This is a genomic window from Aeromonas sp. 604176, assembly GCF_049170755.1.
Lineage (GTDB): Bacteria > Pseudomonadota > Gammaproteobacteria > Enterobacterales > Aeromonadaceae > Aeromonas > Aeromonas veronii_A.
The window spans coordinates 1-1,062 of record NZ_JAAKNE010000272.1 but is presented as its reverse complement, the minus strand read 5'-3'; the positions used below and the strand labels follow the sequence as shown (position 1 = coordinate 1,062).

Annotated in this window: 1 protein-coding gene; it reads right to left on the bottom strand. The window is 60.0% G+C overall.

Translation table 11 applies throughout. The features are described from left to right. Positions 1–1,062: F0F1 ATP synthase subunit alpha (atpA, locus tag G5358_RS21275; RefSeq protein ID WP_421324901.1), on the bottom strand; the 1,062-nt coding region annotated here is incomplete at both ends.

Sequence of the window (1,062 nt, the reverse complement as noted above, 5' to 3'; positions counted from 1 at the left end):
AGTCAGCTTGCCAACGATCGCGTCGTTGTAGTCGGCCTTGGCATTGATTTCAGCCATCAGCTCGGCATGCTGGGTATTGGCGTAAGAGAGCAGAGCGGCTTCGAAGTCGACGATCTTGCTCAGTTCGACATCGGCGAGATAACCCTTCTCGGCGGCGAACAGCACCAGGGATTGCTGGGCCACGCTCATCGGAGAGTACTGCTTCTGCTTCATCAGCTCGGTGACTTTCTGACCGTGATCCAGCTGCTTGCGAGTGGCATCGTCCAGGTCGGAAGAGAACTGGGCAAATGCCGCCAGTTCGCGGTACTGGGCCAGCGCGGTACGGATACCACCGGACAGCTTCTTGACGATCTTGGTCTGAGCAGCACCGCCCACACGGGATACGGAGATACCCGGGTCAACCGCCGGACGAATACCGGAGTTGAACAGCTGGGAGGTCAGGAAGATCTGGCCGTCGGTGATGGAGATCACGTTGGTCGGAACGAACGCGGAGACGTCACCGGCCTGGGTTTCGATGATCGGCAGGGCGGTCAGGGAACCGGTCTGGCCTTTCACGGCACCGTTGGTGAACTTCTCTACGTACTCGGCGTTGACGCGAGCAGCACGCTCCAGCAGACGGGAGTGCAGATAGAAGACGTCACCCGGGTAAGCTTCACGTCCAGGCGGACGGCGCAGCAGCAGGGAGATCTGGCGATAGGCAACGGCCTGCTTGGACAGGTCATCATAGATGATCAGTGCGTCTTCGCCGCGGTCACGGAAGTACTCGCCCATGGAGCAACCGGCGTAGGGAGCCAGGTACTGCAGAGCAGCCGCTTCGGAGGCAGAAGCCACGACCACGATGGTGTTGGCCAGGGCACCGTGCTCTTCCAGCTTGCGCACCACGTTGGCGATGGTGGAGGCCTTCTGGCCGATCGCAACGTAGACGCACTTAATGCCGGAATCTTTCTGGTTGATGATGGTGTCGATGGCGATGGCGGTCTTACCAACCTGGCGGTCACCGATGATCAGCTCACGCTGGCCACGACCGATAGGGATCATGGCATCGATGGCTTTCAGACCGGT